General features: G+C 46.9%; 4 protein-coding genes. All 4 read right to left on the reverse strand.

Going from position 1 to position 5,026, the window contains the following annotated elements:
- Positions 1-742: N-formylglutamate amidohydrolase (locus J4G07_21720; protein MCE2416603.1), on the reverse strand; the 742-nt coding region annotated here is incomplete at its 3' end.
- Positions 743-783: 41 nt separating this feature from the next.
- A complete protein-coding gene (locus J4G07_21725; protein MCE2416604.1) occupies positions 784-1,959 on the reverse strand; it encodes a mechanosensitive ion channel in 1,176 nt (391 codons plus the stop codon).
- Between the two features lie 206 nt (positions 1,960-2,165).
- Positions 2,166-4,427 (reverse strand): hypothetical protein, encoded by a 2,262-nt coding sequence (locus J4G07_21730; GenBank protein MCE2416605.1) that lies wholly within the window; start codon positions 4,425-4,427, stop codon positions 2,166-2,168.
- A 141-nt stretch (positions 4,428-4,568) separates the two neighbouring features.
- Positions 4,569-5,026 (reverse strand): OmpA family protein (locus J4G07_21735; protein MCE2416606.1); only part of this gene is annotated, 458 nt, incomplete at its 5' end.

A 5,026-nucleotide genomic window follows, 5' to 3' on the forward strand; every position in this document is an offset into this window, starting at 1 on the left:
GTTGAATAGTATTGATTTTCATCATATCTGGCTCACCTGTCCACTCATCCATGAAGAATTTTTTGAATTCAATGGCAATCGCACAACCAGAGTTTGGAAAGGATTCATGAATCCATCGTGCGAACTGTCCACCTCGGAATTTGATATTTTCTCTGACATCAAGGTGTCTGCCCATAAAGTCGAAATTCCGAAGATCTTCCATGAAACGCTGAATCAAGGGTCCCCATTTCTGACGATCCATGTTTCCGGTACCGATGTTCACCTCTGGATTACCTTCTGCATCTGCTGGCGGGGCACTGGGTCCCTCGCGCCGATGATTGTATGAATGTAAATCGAAAACAACAAAATGCTTAAAGTGCTGTGCCACATCTGTCAATAGACTTCGGACTTCCGAATAGAAAGCATCGTATCCTGCTAAGGATCTGCGGATCAGCTGTTCATCCGGACGCTCCTTCCAAACATGAAGCCCCCAGGCATCCTCCGGTTTAATATAAACGGCTTTCTCACGAGGACGGTTCAGATCTACCTCAAAGCGGGAGTGCGAACCTATAATCCGTGTTTCTGCAACCTCAGTCCAGATAGCAGTAAATGGGTCTTCTTCTCGGAGCCGTTCTGCCTCGGTTAAAGCCAGAATTCTCGACACTTCCTCACGGACGTGATGCCCATCATGAATTGCTGCTGCGACGACGGGACTGTGCCCTTTCGTTATCTTCCATATCGTTGGTGTGCTTACGTCAGTCATGCCACTGTGCCTCATCTGTAAAAGTGAGCCTTGATTTTCAATTATTCGTTCGTTTCTGTTGAATCAAGATGGACATCAAGTTGTAGGAATGCGATTGTAATATCATGTTCTTTAAATTTATGCCAGATTATGAAATGGAGATCACTGGCAACATCAAAACGCTGAAAAGAGTCCGGAATCCAGACCAATAACTCAAAGTCTAAGGATGAATTTCCAAAAGCAATAAAGCGAACGAAAGGAGCCGTAACGTTGCTGATTCTCGGAAGCGATTCTTTGATCACGCCGAGATGTTCATCTGCAGCATCAAGTAACACTTGCTTGACAAGATCCACATCTGAACCGTAGGACACCCCCACCGGAATACGAAGCCGGTACAGCTTGTTGGCGTGCGTGAGATTATGGACGGACTCCGAAATCAATTGAGAATTCGGCACAATAATCTCCTTCTCATCAAGCGAGACGATAACAGTCGAACGCAGATTGATGCTACTCACTCTCCCAAATATGTTAACGTCCATAATCTCTACGAGGTCCCCAATTTTGATAGGACGTTCAAAAATTAGAATGAACCCCGAAATCACGTTAGAGGCAATATTCTGTAAACCGAAACCGATACCGATACTCAATCCACCGAAAATCAACGCCAAACTTGTGAAACTGACTCCAATCGCACTCAAGCCAATGAATATTCCGAGAAGAATAAAACTGAAGTGAAGGAAACGGAGTAAGAGAAACTGTGTATGTTGTGCGATTTGAAAAGCTAGTAGCACCTGCTGCCGGAGCACCCATTGCACGTATTTAGAGAGGACAAACATCCCAAAAACAATCACGAACGCATAAAACAGGCGCGCTAAGGTTAAATTACGTTCACCTGAACCTTCTGCCTCAGCATCGGGTGGTTGAAATAGTTCGGTGAGCGGATAGTGAAAGAATTTACTCAGAATCACCGACCCGATACCAGCGAACCGTAACCCCAAAATAGTCCCAACGACCATAATGATGAGGAAAAGGAGTGCGAGCAATCGGCTTTCAACATTTTCTGCCATATTCAGATGCTTAAACAACCGACGGAACCACCAACGCAAAAATCCTGCGATTGCGAAGGAAATTGCCAAAGTAACTATTAATAAGCCGACCTGACTTACTTTTACCGGATCATCCAGCGTGATGAGAGGTTTATCAAGTAAATCACGTAACTGTGGTATTAATTCTTCCATCCTATGCTATCCCTTCTGTTAGGGGTCAGGCACGCCCCTGATCCCTATACAAATATTGTGGGGTGAGGGTTGTTCGCCTTGTGTTGATAACAACACTTCCTTTTTCACGTAGGCAAGTTCAATTCCTTCTTGCCGCATAGATGCCTTGGAAATACCCTCTACGATGCGTGTTAAAGTCTTTCAGCAAAATCAGGCTGTAGCCTTCGTTAATCAATAGCGATTTCCTCAATTGAATGAACGAACAGGATGTCGTTCACGCCTTTGTAGGATAGTAACGTTTGGGCTAATTCCTCAGAATTAAGGCTTTCCTCTGTTAAGCCTGCGATAATCAGGTCCGCCTGAAAAGATCTTTGCGTCACCTCTTCTTCCAAAATCTCTGGGCTGGTATAGGAAATAGAGGTCACATTCTGCCTTGAAATGGGGATCCTACCTTCCTTCATCAGTGTAGAGAGTTCGTCAGCCTCACGTTCAGCGCTTCTTGCCTCGGAGCAGGCGAAGAGTTGTATTTCAGCACGTTTCCACTCTGGATGTCCCACAATGATATAGGCGAGCAGCAGCATCAGGGGTGCATTTTTCAAGTTATCCTCAGTCACCCACACATGGATTGAGGCGCGATACCCGAATCGGTATTCTGTTGATCGCAGGATCAAGACGTTGGACATTAAGCTTGCTGCGAGACGAGCCCCTTGTTTAACTTCTTCAAACTCCTCAGGGTTCTCCCGTTTAAACTCAAGTAGGACACAGTTGTTTGGTAAGCCAGAAATCCCTGGCATCTGTAGTATTTGTGCCATAGCGAGTTGAAATGTGGGGCAAATTACGCAATCAACAAAGATCCCTGCTTTACTCATCTCCGTTCGATGAATCAACCCCTCAACACGGCTACGCGCTTCTTGGTCGCTGGTAAACGAATAATCAGTAGGCAGGAACTGAATAAATTGACCGAATCCGTGCCGGTGGCAAATCCAACGGAGCAAGTCAAAATGACCAAGGCGATGTTCTGCGAATCGCGTCATAGCGATGATCGAGGGACGCCATCCGCCTTCCGATGTAATGACTCGATTCTTCTGCAGCGTGGTCTGCAACCACCGCGTTAACTGAAACATCGTTCCTTGGAAAATCGCTGTCAAATCGCGTTGGCTGCTACTGGTGCGGCGGAGTCCGAGATAAGTTATCGCCATGAGAAAAACCGAGATGAAGGCGTATAGTGCACTTATTTGAATCATCATCAATCCGCACATCAAGGTCCCCAGCAGGGACAGGTACCACCGAGAATGGAAAGTCGGGCGATAGGACGGATTCCCAGCGAAATGCTCAAGAAATGAAACAGTACAGAGTGCCCCGTACATTACCATGAAGAACATACTGAGGATCTGAGCGATAAAGTCCACTCCGCCTATGCCAACGAACACTATAGCGATTGCGCCTGATACACACGTTGCGTATACGGGTTCTTCATTCTTTCCGAACCCTTTTTCCATGAGGCGGTTCAGTTTGGGAATCGGCAGGACATTGTCGCGTGCCAGTGCTTGGAGTGTTCTGGGTGCCACGAGGATTGAGCCGAGAGCGGACGATAGTGCAGCGGCTCCCAATCCAATATAGATAGCCGGTCCCCATAAGGAAATCTGTGCCATGACAAACTGATCAGCGGCGAGTGCTTCTGGTGTAGCACTCTGGCACAATTTAAAGGCAACAAAAATGTAGACGATCATCCCTGTGAGTGTCGCTGCAATAGTGCCAAGTGGTATACTTTTCTGAGGGTTTTTCAGGTCCCCGGAGAGTCCCAAACCGGCAATCATCCCAGTGAAGGCGGGAAAACAGGTTGCGAACACCGTCCCGAAGCTATCTCCGTTTTCAATGCGTGCAGTAATATCCAGACCGTTGGGCTGTATGGATTCAGGCCCCTGACCGAGAAAAAACGTCGCTATTGATGCTCCGAGGATTGCACTGATACCCCAGAGTGCCGACACCCCTATGTCTGCGCCTTTCGTCAACATGAGTGCGATGAGCAATATGGTACACGGGACACTCACCGCTCGCGGGTCAAGACTGAATTCATAGGTGTCTAAGATCCACTGATAGATAGGAACAAAAGCTTCGGCAAATGCTACCATATAGAAAGCGACCGAGATCGCTTGGGAAAAATACAAGGCGAGTCCGATCGCCCCTCCAATGCTGGTGCCAAAGGAGCGGCTCACAATATAATAGGCACCCCCGCCTGCGACACGGCGGTTGGTTGCAATTTCCGATACTGCTAACACTGTGGGAATGGTGACCAAATGCCCGAGGAGGATAATGATGAGGCTCCCCCAGAGTCCAACATTCGCTACAGCATAACCGAATCGTAAAAAAAGAATGGCACCGAGGATGGTTGTAATTGAAGTAAGAAACACTGGAGCCGTCCCAAAGCCGTGTCCTCGTTGAGATGACGTAGTTTTGGATCCGGAGTGTTGTCTGCTTTTTGAAAACACTACTCGTTTTCCTTTCGTTTAAATGTAAGTGGGAATATCAACAGATACTTGTAGTGCCATTTGTCTGTCGGTAGTTTGCTATTATACCCCAAAGCCCAATTATAGTAAAGCCCATAATTACGTCACTTACCCCTTATAAAATTACTGACTCACCTGTTTCTCAATAGAAGCCATCACTTTCTGAAGCGAAGTCAGAAGTTCAGATAAAAAATCTTGGGGAGGGACGAGTATTATTTCGATTCTCCGGTTTTTCGCTTTGGCTTCGGGCGTATCAGCGGCATCTATCGGTTGGTAGAAGGCATACCCTGTCGCTGCCATACGTTGTGCATCAACGCCAGCATGTACCTGCAAGTATTTCACAGCAGCGATTGCGCGCTCGGTGGAGAGGTTCCAGTTTTGGATTTCAGAACCTGCAATCGGTGTGTCATCCGTGTGTCCCTCAACCCGCACTGCGTAATCTGAATAATGAGTATTCAGCAAGACTTCTTGAGAAATCGCGTCTAAAAGTGCCTTTCCTTCCGGGCTCAGCGTAGCCTTTCCTGTTTCAAAGAGAATCTTCCCTTTTACGTCAAGTTTCAACCGCCCAGCATTATCTAACA

This window comes from Candidatus Poribacteria bacterium (assembly GCA_021295715.1).
Taxonomy (GTDB): Bacteria; Poribacteria; WGA-4E; order WGA-4E; family WGA-3G; genus WGA-3G.